This is a genomic window from Roseburia sp. MSJ-14, from assembly GCF_018918225.1.
Taxonomy (GTDB): Bacteria; Bacillota; Clostridia; order Lachnospirales; family Lachnospiraceae; genus Petralouisia.
Genome location: NZ_JAHLQD010000008.1, coordinates 25,242 through 42,187 on the forward strand (window position 1 = coordinate 25,242; position 16,946 = coordinate 42,187).

General features: G+C 37.2%; 14 protein-coding genes. 13 read left to right on the forward strand and 1 reads right to left on the reverse strand.

What is annotated here, in order from left to right:
- The first annotated feature begins 112 nt into the window (after positions 1-112).
- The 13 genes from KQI83_RS02570 to KQI83_RS02630 all read left to right on the forward strand — a co-directional run bounded on the left by KQI83_RS02570 (position 113) and on the right by KQI83_RS02630 (position 14,593).
- The gene (locus KQI83_RS02570; protein WP_216554540.1) at positions 113-1,015 is read left to right on the forward strand and encodes a 30S ribosomal protein S1; all 903 of its coding nucleotides are present in this window, start codon (positions 113-115) and stop codon (positions 1,013-1,015) included.
- Positions 1,016-1,042: 27 nt separating this feature from the next.
- On the forward strand, positions 1,043-1,834 hold the full coding sequence (locus KQI83_RS17000; protein WP_216554542.1) for a lytic transglycosylase domain-containing protein: 792 nt from the start codon (positions 1,043-1,045) through the stop codon (positions 1,832-1,834).
- Between the two features lie 13 nt (positions 1,835-1,847).
- Entirely contained in the window at positions 1,848-2,282 is a 435-nt protein-coding gene (locus tag KQI83_RS02580) for a dUTP diphosphatase (protein ID WP_216554543.1), read from the forward strand.
- Positions 2,283-2,310: 28 nt separating this feature from the next.
- Positions 2,311-2,955, forward strand: a complete 645-nt coding sequence (locus tag KQI83_RS02585; RefSeq protein WP_216554545.1) for an orotate phosphoribosyltransferase — start codon at positions 2,311-2,313, stop codon at positions 2,953-2,955.
- Positions 2,956-3,165: 210 nt separating this feature from the next.
- Positions 3,166-4,278 carry an ABC transporter ATP-binding protein gene (locus tag KQI83_RS02590; RefSeq protein WP_216554547.1) on the forward strand — a complete coding sequence of 371 codons (1,113 nt, stop codon included), beginning with the start codon at positions 3,166-3,168 and terminating at the stop codon, positions 4,276-4,278.
- Between the two features lie 315 nt (positions 4,279-4,593).
- Positions 4,594-5,691: a PucR family transcriptional regulator gene (locus tag KQI83_RS02595; RefSeq protein WP_216554549.1), complete on the forward strand. Its 1,098-nt coding sequence runs from the start codon at positions 4,594-4,596 to the stop codon at positions 5,689-5,691.
- Positions 5,692-5,723: 32 nt separating this feature from the next.
- Positions 5,724-6,161, forward strand: coding sequence for an RrF2 family transcriptional regulator (locus KQI83_RS02600; RefSeq protein ID WP_216554551.1), 438 nt, complete (start codon positions 5,724-5,726; stop codon positions 6,159-6,161).
- A 29-nt stretch (positions 6,162-6,190) separates the two neighbouring features.
- Positions 6,191-7,882, forward strand: a complete 1,692-nt coding sequence (locus KQI83_RS02605; RefSeq protein ID WP_216554552.1) for a LytS/YhcK type 5TM receptor domain-containing protein — start codon at positions 6,191-6,193, stop codon at positions 7,880-7,882.
- An 18-nt stretch (positions 7,883-7,900) separates the two neighbouring features.
- On the forward strand, positions 7,901-8,620 hold the full coding sequence (locus KQI83_RS02610) for a LytR/AlgR family response regulator transcription factor (protein ID WP_216554554.1): 720 nt from the start codon (positions 7,901-7,903) through the stop codon (positions 8,618-8,620).
- A gap of 146 nt (positions 8,621-8,766) precedes the next feature.
- Positions 8,767-10,194 carry a carbon starvation CstA family protein gene (locus KQI83_RS02615; RefSeq protein WP_216554556.1) on the forward strand — a complete coding sequence of 476 codons (1,428 nt, stop codon included), beginning with the start codon at positions 8,767-8,769 and terminating at the stop codon, positions 10,192-10,194.
- Positions 10,195-10,418: 224 nt separating this feature from the next.
- Positions 10,419-11,306, forward strand: a complete 888-nt coding sequence (locus KQI83_RS02620) for a hypothetical protein (protein WP_216554557.1) — start codon at positions 10,419-10,421, stop codon at positions 11,304-11,306.
- Between the two features lie 199 nt (positions 11,307-11,505).
- A complete protein-coding gene (locus tag KQI83_RS02625; protein ID WP_216554559.1) occupies positions 11,506-13,287 on the forward strand; it encodes a methyl-accepting chemotaxis protein in 1,782 nt (593 codons plus the stop codon).
- Between the two features lie 121 nt (positions 13,288-13,408).
- A complete protein-coding gene (locus KQI83_RS02630; protein ID WP_216554561.1) occupies positions 13,409-14,593 on the forward strand; it encodes a ComEC/Rec2 family competence protein in 1,185 nt (394 codons plus the stop codon).
- A 102-nt stretch (positions 14,594-14,695) separates the two neighbouring features.
- Here the strand turns inward: KQI83_RS02630 and KQI83_RS02635 are convergent, their stop codons facing one another.
- Positions 14,696-16,906 carry an LTA synthase family protein gene (locus tag KQI83_RS02635; protein ID WP_216554563.1) on the reverse strand — a complete coding sequence of 737 codons (2,211 nt, stop codon included), beginning with the start codon at positions 16,904-16,906 and terminating at the stop codon, positions 14,696-14,698.
- Between the last annotated feature and the right edge of the window lie 40 nt (positions 16,907-16,946).

Genomic DNA, 16,946 nt, shown 5'->3' on the forward strand with positions numbered 1-16,946 from the left:
GCATAAAAATACTAGTATTTCCAGAGCGTTTCTGCTACAATAAATTATATGGACAATCGGGATTCCTTACAATGGAATCCTTTTAGAAAATAGAAGTGAAGGAGTGTTAAAAATGGCAGAATCTATGGAAGACTACAAGGAAGAATTAGAGGCATCTTTTCGTAAAATCCAAGAGGGAGATATCATTACCGGAACTGTTATCGATGTAAAAGAAGATGAAGTAACACTGGATTTGAAATATTATGCACAGGGCGTGATTAAGAAAGAAGATTTAAGCAATGATCCAAACTTTCAGGTAATGGAAGAAATACATGTGGGTGATGAATTAGAGGCAACTGTAGTAAGTAACGATGATGGACAGGGAAACATCCGACTTTCCAAAAAAGAAGCCAATGAGGTGTTAGCTTGGGAAAAATTGAACGAATATAAGGAAGAAGAGACAATTCTTTCTGTAAAGATTGCAGGAATTGTACCAAGTGGTGTAGTAGCATATGTAGAAGGAATTCGCGGATTTATTCCGGCATCCCAATTAGCACTTTCTTATGTAGAAGCAACCGAAGAATGGTTGGGAAAAACAGTGGATGTTCGTGTAATTGATGTGGATGAGGCAAAGAAAAAACTGGTACTTTCCGCCAAGGTCATCTTAAAAGAAAAGGAACAGGAAGAACATAATCATAAGATTGCTATGTTGGTTCCGGGAAGTATCTTAGAAGGAACGGTAGAAAATCTTATGCCTTATGGTGCATTTATAGATTTAGGAGACGGTATCAGTGGATTAGTGCACATTTCACAGATTTCTCAAAAAAGAATCGGAAAGCCATCAGAAGTCTTAAAAGAAGGACAGAAGGTAAAAGTTAAAGTATTAAACACCAATGATAATAAAGTAAGTCTTAGTATGAAAGCGTTAGAGGAAGAAATGATAGATACACAGCAGACAGAGTCTGTAGAAGAATATGTTTCAAATGAGAGTGCATCTACAAGTCTGGGAGATTTATTGTCTAAACTGAAACTGTAGAAAGTACAAGCGGAAGGAGTAAGAGTAATGAGAGTAAATGCAATTCAAGGAACGGATACCAATACAGCGGTAGAACAGAATCGCGCTGTGAATAGTATAGAAAACTTTTCATCTTATTTGCAAACAACAGCATCTTTAGAAGAAATTTTTACAGAAGCATCAGAACGATACAATGTGCCAAAGGATTTAATTAAGGCGATTGCAAAGACAGAGTCTGATTTTAATCCAAATGCAACCTCAGGTTCAGGTGCTCAGGGACTGATGCAGTTGATGCCGGCAACAGCCAGAGAATTGGGGGTAGAGGACGCATATGACCCGTATCAGAACGTCATGGGCGGAACAAAGTATATCAGTCAGTTGTTGAATAAATATAATGGCGATGTAAAGCTTGCACTGGCAGCCTATAATGCCGGAAGTGGAAATGTAGCAAAATACGGTGGAATCCCACCATTTAAAGAAACACAAAATTATGTGGTAAAAGTTACAAATTATATGAATGGTGGCGTTCAGGTACCGGAGGCTTATTATTCTACTTCAGGAGCGAACGGAACAACCGGTGCCAACAACAGTACCGGAACAGTGGCAGCGGCTTCCGTAGAAGAAGCAGAGGATAATTATTTTAAAGATACACTAAATCAGTTATTTTCCTATGATGATTATCTCAGATTTATAGATTTGTATACAAAAGTACAGCAGGAACAAAAGGAAAAAGAGAAGGAAGAGGAAGAAAAACAACCGGGAATTTCAGATTCTTATTATTCTTATCAGGAAATTAAATACAATCCGGCAGTGCTTGGAATTATAAACAGTAACAATTAAGCAGGAGACAGAAATGGAAACAATTAAAATTAAATATTTTACCGAAGAAATTGACAAACTCACCTATATTGACGGAAAGTCTGACTGGATTGATTTAAGAGCCAGTGAGACCGTAGAGTTAAAGGCAGGAGAATTCAAGTTAATTCCATTAGGAGTAGCAATGGAGTTGCCAAAAGGTTATGAGGCACATGTAGTACCGAGAAGTTCCACTTTTAAAAATTATGGGGTTTTACAGGTGAACAGTTGCGGTATTATAGACGGAAGCTATTGCGGCGATGATGACATGTGGAGAATGCCGGTATATGCAACAAGAGATACTGTTATTCAGAAAAATGACAGAATCTGTCAGTTCCGCATTGTGGAAAATCAGCCGAAAATAGAATTTCAGCAGGTAGCTTCTCTGGAAAATGCAAATCGAGGAGGGTTTGGAAGTACCGGTAAAAATTAATAGCTGACGTAAGGCGGGAGGGATTACTATGGAGAAACGTATGGTAAAGTTTTACGCAAAGGACAGTAATAAGGTAGCAATTCATGCGGTGCCGGGGCATTTTTCAACAGGGCATTCGCATATTAATTACTACATTAATATTACAAGTCTGAAAAGTCGTGTGAGTGAAGCACGAGAGTTAGCAAAGCTATTGGCAGCAAAGTTTACAAGCAATATTACCATTGATACGATTGTTTGTATGGATGGAATGGAAGTAGTTGGAGCTTTTTTAGCGGAAGAGCTGGAAAAACGTGACGTTATGACCATTACCAATTTGCACGAAACGGTATATGTAGTTCCACCGGAGTTTAATGCAAGTAATCAAATGATTTTCCGAGATAACTCCATCCCTGCAATTCAGGGAAAACATGTGTTGTTACTATTAGCAACTACAACGACAGGCGTCACTATTCGACAGAGCTTAGAATGTATTCGTTATTATGGTGGAACTGTAGTTGGTGTGGTTTCGGCATTTAGTACGGTAAAAGAAGTAGAAGGATTTACCGTAGAGTGTGCTTTCAACGAGGAAGATGTTCCGGGATATGCGGCATATCCAGTAGAGGAATGCCCATTTTGTAAAAAGGGACATCGTGTAGAAGCTATGGTAAATGGATTCGGATATTCCAAATTATAAAGACGGATTCGTTAAACTGTACAGAAAAGAGAACAAAATTCGTTAAAGTGACGAAGAAGTAAAAAAACCACATGCTTTCTTGGCGGAAATGACAAGAAAGCATGTGGTTTTTTGTGGATATAACAGATGCAATTTTCCATAGGATTTGGTACCATTAGTTCAGAAAATAAATTCTGCGAGGCAGAATAAAACACAGGAGGTAATTCAAAAATGGCAAGTTTATCATTAAAGAACATTTGTAAAGTATATCCAAACGGATTTGAAGCAGTAAAAGACTTCAACCTTGAAGTTGCAGACAAGGAATTCATCATCTTCGTAGGACCATCAGGATGTGGTAAATCTACTACACTTCGTATGATCGCTGGTTTGGAAGAAATTTCTTCCGGAGAGCTTTCTATCGATGGAAAGATTGTAAATGACGTAGAACCTAAGGACAGAGATATCGCAATGGTATTCCAGAACTATGCTTTGTATCCACATATGACTGTATTTGATAATATGGCATTCGGATTAAAGTTAAGAAAAGTTCCAAAGGCTGAAATCAAACAGAAAGTAGAAGAAGCAGCAAGAATCCTTGACCTTGAAAAATTATTAGATCGTAAACCAAAGGCTTTATCCGGTGGACAGAGACAGCGTGTTGCTATGGGTCGTGCAATCGTTCGTGAGCCTAAGGTATTCTTAATGGACGAACCTTTATCTAACTTGGATGCTAAGTTAAGAGTTCAGATGCGTTCTGAAATCGCTGCATTACATCAGAGATTAGGTGCTACAATCATCTATGTAACACATGATCAGACAGAAGCTATGACATTAGGAACCAGAATCGTTGTATTAAAAGATGGTATCATCCAGCAGGTAGATTCTCCACAAAAATTATACAATGAGCCAGATAACTTATTCGTAGCTGGATTCATCGGATCTCCTCAGATGAACTTCATCGATGCAAAATGTGCTGTAGAAGGAGATAAGGCTACATTATCCTTCGGTGAAACTACTATTACATTACCACCAGCAAAATCTAAGAAACTTGCAGATGGCGGATATAATGGAAAGACTGTTGTACTTGGTATTCGTCCAGAAGATGTAGACGATTCCCAGATTGCAATCGAAACACATAAAGAAAGCTCATTCTCAACAACAGTAACAGGATACGAATTACTTGGTTCTGAAGTATTATTATACTTCAACGTAGAAGGAACAAGCATGACTGCAAAGGTTGATTCTAGAACACCTGCACGTCTTGGAGATAACATCCGTTTAGCTATTGATGTAGAGAAGATTCATGTATTCGATAAGGAAACAGAATTGACAATTACTCACTAATTCGGTAATATAATTTCATACACTATGCATGATTTGGGAGTAACACATGAGTGTGTTACTCCTTTTTTTCGTGAGTAGCGAGGAAATGTTATTTATAATTTGTGAAAGTTTGAAGGCGATTTGTAGTATAATATGTCCAAAGCCCATCGCTAAATGCGATGGGAGTAATTGCGTAGAAATTGCACTTGGAAAACAAGTTTTCCGGATGCAATTTTAACGCAATCTGTCCTTGCTGCTGTGCAGCATGACCTTTGAACATGTTATAGTTATACAATCTCTTCCAAACATACAAAGTAAGAAAGGAATACGAATGTTATGTTATCAAATCATAAATTGCAGGTTACTTTAGAGGAAATTAAGGAAATTTCCAGAATAGATCTTGCTCTTTATAGTGATAAAGGAAAGCTTTTAGCATCTACTTATGAAGAAGAGGATATGGAAGAGGCCATTCGCTTTTTTGCAGATTCCATGGCTGAAAGTCAGATGTTATCTGGATGTCATTTTTTTAAAATACTAATAGAAAATGAGTTAGAATATATTCTTTTGGCAAAAGCGACCAGTGAAGAGGCCTATATGATAGGAAGACTTGCAGTATGTCAAATAAGAAATATGGTAAGCGCATATCGTGAACAGTTTGACCGCAACAGCTTTATGCAGAATGTGGTATTGGGAAATATGCTGGTTGTGGATATGTATAACAAAGCAAAAAAGTTACATATAGAACCTGCACAACGTGTCGTTTTTATTATAGAGGTATCAGGGAAAAAAGATGGTATTGTAATGGAAACGGTAAAAAATCTGTTTGTTTCCACTACGAGAGACTTTGTAACAGAGGTAGACGAGAAATCGGTAATATTGGTAAAAGATGTTAGAGATATGCCGGAAGATGAAGAACTGGTAGAATTAGCTAAAATGTTAGTGGACAACCTTCATACAGAAGCAATGGTAAAGGTTCGAGTGGGATTTGGTAATAGAGTAGATTTACTCCAGGATATTACCCGTTCTTATCAGGAAGCAAGAATGGCATTAGAGGTAGGAAGTATTTTCTATGCGGAAAGCGACACCGTGTCTTATAGTAAACTGGGAATCGGGCGTTTGATTTATCAGTTGCCTACAAGTCTGTGTGAGATGTTTTTGAAGGAAGTATTTGGGGAAAAGGTGCCGGATGGATTTGACGAAGAAACAACGGTAACTATTCAGAAGTTCTTTGAGAATAATCTGAACATATCAGAGACTGCACGACAGTTGTATGTTCATAGAAATACTTTGGTATATCGTTTGGAGCGAATTGAAAAAATGCTGGGACTGGATATTCGTACCTTTGAGGATGCAATGTTATTTAAAATTGCATTAATGGTAATTTCCAATATGAATTATCAAAAGAGCCTGATAGAAATAAAAGAAGAAGAATAAGTGGGAAATAAAATAGACAGAGGTGAGAAAATATGAAAATTTCGACAAAAGGTAGATATGCATTACGCCTTATGCTGGATCTGGCATTGGAAAATAATCAGGTTGTCAAGTTAAAAGATGTGGCAGAGCGTCAGGAGATTTCTGTAAAATATTTGGAGCAGATTATATCTGTGTTGCAAAAATGCGGATATGTAACAAGTATGAGAGGTCCGGGTGGCGGATATAAGTTAAGTAAAAAACCGGAAGATTATACGGTTGGGATGATTTTAAGACAGATAGAAGGCAGCCTTGCACCGGTAGCCTGTCTGGAGGAAGAAGTGAATTCCTGTGAAAGAAGTAGTAGCTGTGTAACCTTACGATTATGGCAGATGTTATATGATGCGATTAACGGAGTTGTAGATAAGGTAACACTGGCGGATTTAGTTGCATGGCAAAGAGAAATAGATGATAACATGGAATATGTTATCTAACTATAAAGATAAAATGGGAGGCGGGGAAGATGCAGGGGTCTGCATTTTATAATGTTATTATAAATATTAGCTTATTAGTTACATTAGCAACATTATTGGTAAGTACACCGTTTTTTCAAAAAATTTTATTACATCCCGGAACGTTAAGGATTCGGGAGCAAGTTGCCCTGGGAGCTGTTTTCGGGGTTTTTTGCGTTATGTCAAATCTTGTGGGAATACAAGTAGAAGGTGCGCTTTTAAATGCGAGAGTTATTGGTGCATTGGCAGCAGGTTTACTAGGAGGACCCATATCCGGAATTTTAGCGGCAGTGATTGGTGTCTGTCATCGATATTTTATCGATCCGCATGGTTTGACCACCTTTGCCTGTTGTCTTTCCACGATGATACAAGGTGTTGGCGGTGCTGTTATATGGAAGATATATTATCAGAAAAATCGACGTTATAGTGGTGCATTTTTATTTACGGTTACAGCAGCTTTTGAAACGGTCCATATGATATTGACACTATTTTTGTCAGGACCTGTAGGGCAAATGGTAGATATAGTCAGAATAATAGCAGTTCCAATGATATCCTTAAATGCAGCAGGAATGGTAATATTGTTTCGAGTTATCACAAGTGTATACAAAATGCAAGACAGAAATATTGCACAAAAGTTGTTTCTTACCTTTCGTATCGCAGATCGTGCCCTTCCATACTTAAGAAAAATTGAAAAAGAACCGGAAAATTTCCAAAAGATTGTGGATATTCTCATGGAAGAAAATGGAGATTGTATCGGTGCTGCTGTATTGAATTTAAATCAATATTACGGCAAAAGCAGTATGTTTCGTCGAATTACATGGAACGAAGAACATCCCCCGGTAATTGTGAAAAGTGTCTTAGAACAAGACAGGGTGCTAAGTTGGGAGTATGCAGGGTACCAAGATCCCTTTGAACCATTGTTTCACCGAAATGTAGTATTAGGAGCACCATTAAAAATAAATGAAAAATCAATTGCGTGTTTGGTGATGGTAGTGAGAAAAAGAGACTTTTCTTCAGAAGAAGATAGTAGTTTCGTAGAAGGATTGGCAACACTTTGTTCTACACAAATGGGACTGGCACAGTTAGAAGAACAGAAAAAACTTCTTAGAAAAGCAGAATTGCAGGCATTGCAATCGCAGATTAATCCTCATTTTTTATTTAATGCGCTGAATACAATTTCTTGTTTTTGTAGAGAAAAACCAGAAAGAGCCAGAGAGTTGTTGCTGGCACTCAGTACTTATTTTCGCAATTCCTTGAAAAATACAGATTATATGGTAACGCTTCGAGAAGAGATTCAGCATGTTGGAGCTTACTTAGAACTGGAAAAGGCGCGATTTGAAGAACGTCTTCAAGTAGAATATAATATTGCAAAAGAAGCAGAAGGAGTTCTGGTGCCAAACTTGATTTTACAGCCATTAGTAGAAAATGCAGTAAAACACGGTGCAATGAAACAACCACAGGGAATTGTCAGAATTGAAGCGGAATATAAGAAAGATAGAGTCATAGTTCGCGTACGAGACAATGGAAATGGAATTCCCAAGGAAGTAAGTGAAGGACTAAAGAGTCATCAGAAGGTATCAGAAGGAATCGGACTATGGAATGTAAATGAAAGATTACATAGTATATATCCGGAAAGTGAAGGAGTGCAGATAGATACCGGAGCGTGGGGAAGTGAAGTAAGTATGGAAATACCAGTTGCATAAGAAGGGATGGAGATACGAATGAAGATTGTAATTGTAGATGATGAACGACCGGCTAGAAGTGAATTAAAATATTTATTAGAACAGTGCAGACCGGAATGGAAACTTATAGAGGCATCTAATTGTGAAGAAATGATGCAAGTGATGGAAAAAGAACATCCAGATGGAGGATTTGTGGATATTCAACTTGGAGACATGAATGGTACCACATTGGCATCTATGTTACTTAATAAAAATCCGGAATTTGCATTGGTATTTGCAACCGCATATCAGGAGTATGCAGTAAAGGCGTTTGAATTGGGTGCACTGGATTATTTGTTAAAACCATATTCGGTAGAACAGGTAGAACGGGCAGCAAAACGAATAGAAGAGCGAGTAGCAGGAAGAAGAGAAAAGCATGAAGAAGAACTTTCCAAACTTACCATTGTAGGCTCTACCGGAGTAGAATTGATAGATATTTCCGATATTATCTATATTAGTACCGAAGATCGTGGATGCAATATTCATTTACAGGATAAAAGTTTTTTTCAAAATCAGTCATTAAATTATTATGAAGAACGTTTGGAACGTTATCATTTCTTTCGGATTTACAAAAGTTTTTTAATTAATTTAGACTATATTGAAAAGTTTGTACCGTCCTACAACAATGGATATGGAGTCTGTCTAAAGTATATAGAAAAGGAAATTTTCCCAATCGGAAGAGCACAGTGTAAAGAATTGCGAAAAATGTTTGAATTTTAGCAGTTAATACAGAAAAATTAACAGTTCATGCAAAAATGATTGCAATAATACAAAAAAGGATTATTATAAAAGTATAAAAAATATCTAAAAGTCATAAATAAATTGTGAAAAATGTATAAAGACTTTTAGGCGGAGGAGGTATTTTTATGGTATCATTTTTTGTATCACTGGCAATTTTAATTGTAGGCTACATTGTGTACGGCGCCATTGTGGAAAAAGTATTTAAACCTGATGACCGTCCGACTCCTTGTATGGAACATCCAGATGGAGTGGATTATGTGCCAATGTCATCCGGAAGAGCTTTCCTGATTCAGCTATTGAACATTGCAGGATTGGGACCGATTTTCGGAGCATTATCAGGAGCAATCTGGGGACCAAGCGTATATCTTTGGATTGTATTTGGTACGATTTTTGCAGGTGGTGTTCATGATTTCTTAAGTGGTATGTTATCCATAAGAAATGATGGAGCAAGTATTTCAGAAATCGTTGGAAAATATTTAGGACCGGTTATGAAAAATATCATGCGTGTATTTTCCGTAGTATTGCTGGTTATGGTTGGCGTTGTATTTATGGTGGGACCTGCAGGACTATTGGCAAAATTAACACCAAATGTATTAGATGTTAAATTCTGGACAATTGTTGTATTGATTTACTATTTCTTAGCAACATTACTTCCAATTGACAAGATTATCGGAAAGTTGTATCCAATCTTCGGTGCATGTTTGATTATCATGGCAGTTGGTATTGGTGGAGCAACTATTTTAAGAAGCGGAAGTCATCCAATGATGGAAATGACCTTAAAGAACTTACATCCAGATGGAAAACCAATTTGGCCATTAATGTTTATCACAGTAGCATGTGGTGCAATTTCCGGTTTCCATGCAACACAGTCACCAATGGTTGCAAGATGTTTGAAAACAGAGAAAGATGGTAGAAAGATTTTCTATGGAGCTATGGTTGCTGAAGGTATTATCGCTTTGATTTGGGCATCTGCCGGTATTGCATTCTATAATGGAACAGGCGGATTGCTTGCAATGAACGGTGGTAATTCAGAAACAGTATATGATATGTCAATCGGTTTATTAGGAACAGTTGGTGGTGTACTTGCAATGATTGGTGTTATTGCATGTCCTATTACTTCTGGTGATACAGCATTCCGTAGTGCACGTTTAACTATTGCAGACTGGTTTAAGATTGATCAGAAGGATATGAAGAAGAGATTAACATTATCCATTCCGTTACTGGTTGTTGGATATTTGATTTCCTTGATTGATTATCAGGTAGTATGGAGATACTTCTCTTGGTCAAACCAGACCTTAGCTATGATGGCTCTTTGGGCAGGCGCAGTATATCTGGCAGGACATGTTAGTGCACCGGCAAGCCTTATGGCAGCACTTCCGGCAACCTTTATGTCAGCAGTCAGCATGACCTATATCTTATATGCTGATGAAGGATTTAAGCTTAGTACCAAGATTGCATACCCGGTAGGAATTGTTTTTGCAGTTCTTTGTGCAGCACTCTTTGTTTGGAGAAGCTTTGTACCGGCAATGCAGGGAAAACGAGCTAAAGATTAAAAAGGGAAAACCAGACAATAAAACAGAGTAAATAAAGAAAGGTTACTGTAGATATAACAGAGGTTGTGTTGTATCTATGGTAGCCTTTTCTTTTATTAATTGCCGTGATGAATGTTTTTCTATGCTTCATAAATTTTTTTTGGATTTAAGTTTTGTGCAGAAAAGCCGATAAATTATATAAGGAATTTGAGACGAAAACCAAGGCAAAAGGGAAGGATAAAGTTATGAAGATTAATAATACAGCAGGAAATGATAGTATAGTTAAGAATGGTTATATACAGAATCGCATGGATGGTGGTGCAAAGAGTGGCGAGGCTGTTAAAGTGGAAAATGGCACCATTAATGCTTCCGGGCTCGGAATCTTTCAGGATGATATTGCTAATAAAAAACAAAAGGCAATGCAAAATGCCATGCAGTTTGTAAAGGAGCAGTTTAAAGCAGATAGCAAAGTAGATGATACATTGGATGCATGTCGTGCACGGTCAAAAGAGAGCCGGGAAAGTTTAAAAGAAGCGCAGAGGGAATTAAATGCATTAGAAGAGGAAAAAAATAAAATAAAAGAAGAATACGGCGAGGATAGCGAGGACTACAAAATCGCCGCCGAAGAATATGATAAGATGGCAGAGCCGTGGTTGACTCAAAAAGCGGCTGCACAGAAGGATATTGCAATGCAGTCGGGGATGCTTCGTGGAATGAAGTTAGAGATGTTAAAAAATCATGCAATTATTGATGCTGAGAATGCAAAGAACTTAACCTTGGAGGCAGCAGGAAAAGAAGTTATGGGTATGCTTTTTGATGAAGCAAAAGAAAAAATCGACAAGGATATTAAAGATGCAGTGGACAAGGGAAAAGACCAGAAGGAAGAAGCAGAAAAGACGAAAGAGGAGTTAGAAAAAGTTCAGGAAGAACAAAAAAAGAAGGCACAGGATGCGGAGGAAGAGTCTAAAGAAAGCCATGTCAATAGCAAAAAAAATTCTGCTTCTGCAGTAGATGCGATACAAGATATTAATGAAAAATACAAAAAAGTAGTTGAAAATACAGAAAAAATTGCAGCAGAGCAAAAGGTATTGGTGGATGAATTAAAAGGGGGCTCCGTAGATGTTACATTATAAATAGACAGTAGGATTTTAAAGTTTATTGTGCATAAAAATAGTAAGAATAGGAAGAAAAATTGAGATATAATATTAAAATTTCTAAAAAAACAGAAAATAATCAAAAAAACGCACAAAAACATTGAAAAATATTAATAAAAATAGTATAATATTAACAAGATAGATAAAAGAAAAGACGGAGAAATGGGAGGACACAATTATGTTTGGAAATTTGAAGGTACGGACAAAATTAATTTTATTGGTAATATTGGCGGTAGTATCCATGAGTGTAATGGAGGTTGTAAATCTTTTACGAATGCAGATTTCATATAATAAATCTGTTGCAACTACCAAGGAGGTACTTTATAGTGATTATGATGAACAGATTAAAGATGAAGTAGGTAGCGTTATATCATTATTAGATGAGATTTATGCAAAACAACAGGAAGGAGAATATACAGAAGAGGAAGCTAAGAAGTTGGCAGCAGATATGGTGCGAAATCTTCGTTATGGTGAGAGTGGATATTTTTGGATTGATACCTATGAGGGTGACAATGTAGTTTTATTGGGAAGTGATACAGAAGGAACAAACCGTATGGATACAGAAGATGTAAATGGCTATAAGATGGTACAAGATATTATCAAGAATGGTCAGAAAAAGGATGGAGGATTTACAGAGTATTATTTTCCAAAAGAAGGAGGAACAGAGGCATTTCCAAAACGTGCTTATAGTAAATCATTTGAACCATACAAATGGGTAATAGGAACTGGTAATTATGTAGATGAGCTAGAACAATTAGCAGTAGAAAATAATGCTTCACAAAAGGCTATGTTCCAAAGAACAAAAGTTACAGTGATAATATCACTTGTTGCGATAATGGTTATATTAGTTGCAGTTGCTTTGGTGATTGTAAGAGATATTACATCATCTTTGAAACTGTCTATGAAATATATGAATTATATGGCAGCAGGTAATTATACACAGGAATTTCCTAAAAAGTATCGAGAGCGTAAGGATGACTTTGGCGAACTTGCAAAGTGTATTGATGATATGAAAAAGGCTACGGTATTATTAATTAGTAGGGTACGTGATGAATCCGAAGCAATTAATGAAGTAGTAGGCACAGTAAATGAGCGTTTTATGGAATTAAATGGAGATATTGAGGATGTATCTGCTACAACCGAAGAATTGTCAGCAAGCATGGAGGAAACAGCAGCTACAACCACTGTAGTAAATGAATCTTCACAGGAAATGCATGCTGCTGTACAAAATATTGCACAACGTTCTCAAGATGGTGCACAGAAGGCTGCAGAAATTAATGACAGAGCTGAGCAAACAAAACAGAAAGTAGAGGATGCAAAGAAAAAAACTTCTACATTGAGAATGGAAATACAGCAAAATTTGGAGGGTGCTTTAGAGCATGTAAAAGTAGTAGAACAGATATATGAATTGGCAGATGCAATTATGGAAATTACTTCTCAAACCAATCTTTTAGCATTAAATGCGTCTATTGAGGCAGCAAGAGCTGGTGAAGCTGGAAAGGGATTTGCCGTAGTGGCTGGGGAAATTGGACATCTTGCAGAACAGTCCAGAGATACAGTAATGAAGATTCAAAATGTTACGCAGGGAGTTACGGAGGCAGTGGAAAATCTGTCTGATAACGCAAAAAAACTATTAGACTTTGTAGTTACGGATGTGGCAGGAGATTACGAAGACTTCCAAAATATCGGAGAACAATACAGTCAGGATGCAAATTATATTGATCAATTGGTAAGTGATTTTAGTGCAACGGCACAGGAATTATTTGCTAATATGGAAGGTATTCGAACTTCAATGGAGGATATCTCTAAGGCAGCAGATGAAGGTGCAGTAGGTACCACGGAAATTGCACAGAAATCGGCTGATATCGTGGAAGAATCTGAAAAAGTATTGCAACAGGTAACTAGAACAAGACAGAGTGCAGAGACGCTAAAAGGAGAAATAGAAAAATTTAATATTTAGTGATTCGTGTATAGGGCACAGGAATAGTAGTATGTAGGTTCTTGTGCCCTTTTTGTACATTTTTGTCAGCATAATTCTAACAGATAGAATATAAGCGCAAAAAAGAAAAGGAATTGTTATTATGAGAAAGAAAAAAATATGGATAATTATTTGGAGTATCTGCCTGGCGTTATTGTTAGGGTGTGATGGAATAAACAATTTGCAATTTAGCTCAGGAAAAACTTCAACGAAAGTTACAGAAGGAAATTTAGAAGTACACTTTATTGATGTAGGTCAGGGGGATGCAACACTGATTAAACAGGGAGAACATGCTATGCTGATTGATGCAGGAGATAATAGTAAAGGTACTGCGGTGCAAGCATATCTGCAAAGTCAAAACATTAAGTCGTTGGATTATGTCATTGGAACACATCCGGATTCAGATCATATCGGCGGATTAGACGTAGTGTTATATAAGTTTGAGTGGGATACGGTAATGATGCCGGATTTAGAGAAAGATACCAGAACTTATGAGGATGTAAAAAGGGTAATTCAGGATAAAAATCAAAAGATTACAGTGCCAAAGGCCGGAGATACCTATACATTAGGGGAGGCGGAATTTACCATTGTGTGTCCTCAGAAATCAGATTATGGTGACAATAGTAACAACTATTCCATAGGATTGCGATTGACATATGGAGAAAATCATTTCCTGTTTACGGGAGATGCAGAAGAAGAATCAGAACAGGATATGTTAGCAAGTGGAATGGATTTGTCCGCAGATGTATTTAAGGCGGCACATCATGGAAGTGATACAGCCAATACAGAGGAATTTTTAAAGAGCGTAAATCCAGAATCTGTAGTGATTAGTTGTGGAGCAGGAAACAGTTATGGACATCCACGGGCGGCAGTTATGAATGAGCTTCGGCAAATGGGAATAGATGTCTATCGAACAGATGAGCAAGGAACCATTGTAGCATATTCCGATGGAAAAAACATAGCATGGAATTGCAGTCCAAGTGATAGTTGGAAAGCAGGAGAACCAACCGGCAGTAGTGGAAGTAAAGATACACAGGTAAAACAGGAATCCACGAAAGCAAAAGAGCCTACGGAAACAAAAGAGTCAGAAGAAACGCAGGAACAAGAAGAAATTCAAACTGTAGAATCAAGTGGTACCTATGTAATAAATGCCAATACTAAGAAATTTCACAAACCCTCTTGTAGCAGCGTAAAACAGATGTCAGAGGATAATCGACAATATACGGAAGAAAGTAGGGAAAAGCTAATAGAAGAGGGATATGAGCCTTGTAAGAGGTGTCAGCCATAGGTTATAAAATTCATAGAACGCAATAGAAAGCAATTTCCTATTACATAAAAAAAGAATGCACATCAGTATGATACTCATGTGCATTCTTTTTTGTTTTAAATATTAGTTTAATGGTGTATCTTCAACTTCACCGGAAATATTTTCTTCTGAAGTTTCATCAGCAGCTTCTGCATCATTTAAAATCTCAGAATCCTCAGTAGTAGTTCCGGTAGTAGTATCTTCAATCACTTCCGGTTTATCAAAGCTTACCTCGTTAGAACTTCTAAATACGGTTTCAGAGGAACCCATCTGATTTACCATAATACTGTTTGTTCCTTCGTCTAAAGAATTCAAAGAAATCTTTAGATGTGTTCCATCAATATAGGTTGTAGAAACTTTTTCGCCGTTTACAAATACCTTACTCCAACGAGTGAAGTTTTGTCCGGTCAGATATAAGATATTGCCGTCAACCGATAAATTATCAATTACAACATCCTGCACACCCATTACTAAGTTAGAAGCAGGGTAGAGGTCTTTCTGACCGTATGCATATCGATTACCATAAAGAATGTCATATTGTAATAACTCCATATCATCGGTGTAATTATCGATATCCTGGAAGTTGTTGTTCTGGTGAAGACGGAACATAGTACCTTCATGGATTCCAAGCTGGTCGGTTACAGCTGCAAGTAACTGAGAAGAAGTAATGTCTCTGTCAATTTTTTCCATGCCAAAGTTATTCCATGTTACATATCTTGTTTTGAAAATGCTTCCGCTCTTCATATCGCTGTCTTCTAATCCCATAGTAGGAAGGTGGTCACCGAAGAAAACAACAACTGTTTTTTCATCTCTTTGAGATAACATAGTAGTTAAATTAGCAATGAACTTATCTACTTCATGAATTTCGTTTACATAATATTCCCATTCATTATTTGCTTCTTCACTATCAGCACCGGTTACAGAAATCTCCGGATTTTCAATTACTTTGTCAGTTGGATATGCACCGTGACCCTGAACAGTAATGGTATAGATGAAATCCTGTTGAGGGGTAGCATCCAAAGCCTTTGCAACTTCATTTACTAAAATATCATCTGTTGGCCAGGTGCCAAGTGGAGTATATTCTGTAATATCCATCATTTCTTTGCTGGTAAAGTTATCAAATCCCATCTGTGAGAAAGCATTTGCACGGCTGTAGAAGTTACCACCGTTATTGTGAACAACTGCGGTACCATAACCAAGGTTTTTAAGGTCATCTGCAATACTTTCACAGGAGTTTGTTTTTAAAATAGTTTTGTAAGGATATTCGCCTAAGCCGAAATATCTCATTCCCATACCGGTTAATACTTCAAATTCTGTATTGGCAGTACCGGCACCAACCACAGGAACAGTAAGATAACCGGAAGAATAATTAGCGGCTAAGTTCTCAAAGTTTGGAACCGGGTTTTTGGAACATTCCAAAAAGTTAACTTCATTTGGATCAACAAAGGATTCCAGTAATACACAAATAATATTTGGTTTCTCAACAGAAGCATCCGTAGTAGGTACCGTAACCTTATCTAAAGCTGCCTGAACTGTTTTATCAGAATAGTTATCAGGGGCTTTCATACCGCGGTCAACAACGCTGGCAGAGAAGCTGTATACAAATCCGTAATCTTTGTAACCCTGTGCAATGTTTTCAAAATAGCTTGCTAAAATGTTATTACTTACAGCAGCCTGTGTTACCATAGGAATAAAGAGTGCAAAAGCACCAACTGCTAAAATACTTGCAACGCGGTGTTGTTTTCCGGTGTATTTTGGACCCTTTTTCCATAAAATACCAATAAAAGCAATAACTGCGGCAACAAGAACGATAACTGCAATAGCTTCTCCCTGGGAGAAATAGTTGCTCTGCATCGTAAATAAATCATTTACAAGTTTTAAATCTGTATAACTAAATGGTGTTACACGTTTTAAAAGTACGCATCCGTTAATGGTTCCGAGGAAGAGCCAAATAACACTAATAAGTGTACGCATCAAAGCTCTTCTGCGGAAGAAGTAAACTAAATGCAATGATGTAAAGACAATCAAAGAGTTGTATAGGAATACAAGACTTCGGTCAAACATAAATGAAAATGCATCCAGGAAAGAATGTCTGGAAATTACTTCAATGAAAAAACAGACCAGACAGGCTAACAAGTAGTGAAACACCAGTGAGTAACGATTTAGTATGTAAAGCAATCGTTCTCTTTGCTCCGGTTTGAGCAGATGCTTTTTCTCTCTGGTTGCACGTTTTTCTTTCCAGGACTTGTAATTCGTGTAAAATTTGTGTAAAGTTTCTTTTATACTATTGTACATATTTTCCTCATCCTCTATTATTATATGTGGTTAAATTGAT

Coding starts and splice junctions, on each gene's coding strand:
- KQI83_RS02570 (WP_216554540.1), top strand. CDS start 113: ATGGCAGAATCTATGGAAGACTACAAGGAAGAATTAGAGGCATCTTTT.
- KQI83_RS17000 (WP_216554542.1), top strand. CDS start 1,043: ATGAGAGTAAATGCAATTCAAGGAACGGATACCAATACAGCGGTAGAA.
- KQI83_RS02580 (WP_216554543.1), top strand. CDS start 1,848: ATGGAAACAATTAAAATTAAATATTTTACCGAAGAAATTGACAAACTC.
- KQI83_RS02585 (WP_216554545.1), top strand. CDS start 2,311: ATGGAGAAACGTATGGTAAAGTTTTACGCAAAGGACAGTAATAAGGTA.
- KQI83_RS02590 (WP_216554547.1), top strand. CDS start 3,166: ATGGCAAGTTTATCATTAAAGAACATTTGTAAAGTATATCCAAACGGA.
- KQI83_RS02595 (WP_216554549.1), top strand. CDS start 4,594: ATGTTATCAAATCATAAATTGCAGGTTACTTTAGAGGAAATTAAGGAA.
- KQI83_RS02600 (WP_216554551.1), top strand. CDS start 5,724: ATGAAAATTTCGACAAAAGGTAGATATGCATTACGCCTTATGCTGGAT.
- KQI83_RS02605 (WP_216554552.1), top strand. CDS start 6,191: ATGCAGGGGTCTGCATTTTATAATGTTATTATAAATATTAGCTTATTA.
- KQI83_RS02610 (WP_216554554.1), top strand. CDS start 7,901: ATGAAGATTGTAATTGTAGATGATGAACGACCGGCTAGAAGTGAATTA.
- KQI83_RS02615 (WP_216554556.1), top strand. CDS start 8,767: ATGGTATCATTTTTTGTATCACTGGCAATTTTAATTGTAGGCTACATT.
- KQI83_RS02620 (WP_216554557.1), top strand. CDS start 10,419: ATGAAGATTAATAATACAGCAGGAAATGATAGTATAGTTAAGAATGGT.
- KQI83_RS02625 (WP_216554559.1), top strand. CDS start 11,506: ATGTTTGGAAATTTGAAGGTACGGACAAAATTAATTTTATTGGTAATA.
- KQI83_RS02630 (WP_216554561.1), top strand. CDS start 13,409: ATGAGAAAGAAAAAAATATGGATAATTATTTGGAGTATCTGCCTGGCG.
- KQI83_RS02635 (WP_216554563.1), bottom strand. CDS start 16,906: ATGTACAATAGTATAAAAGAAACTTTACACAAATTTTACACGAATTAC.